Genomic DNA, 266 nt, shown 5'->3' on the forward strand with positions numbered 1-266 from the left:
AAGTATTTTGAAGGATCATCATGATAGCTGTTGATTTTCTCAAGACCTACGCGATTAAGATCGCGCTTGTCCTGATAGTGTCCGTGGCAGGTGCCGCACTTGGCTACAAGCTGGGTTATGACTCTGCGTGGTCAACTCAGCAGGCCACCATCAACAAAATGGCCAAGGCCGAGAATGATCGCCGCGACAGCGCTAATTCGCGGCTCAACAACGCGGAGCAAGCAGCACCGAAGCTAACTCAGCAGGCTGAGGCTAAGACTAAGGTT

General features: G+C 51.9%; 1 protein-coding gene. It reads left to right on the forward strand.

Annotation, left to right across the window (positions count from 1 at the left end; all coding sequences use genetic code 11):
• Window positions 1-20: 20 nt before the first annotated feature.
• Window positions 21-266: hypothetical protein (locus AC1RP1_RS08345; RefSeq protein ID WP_481762779.1), on the forward strand; the 246-nt coding region annotated here is incomplete at its 3' end.

Source organism: Dellaglioa sp. CoH-56-MRSF-13 (genome assembly GCF_056782095.1).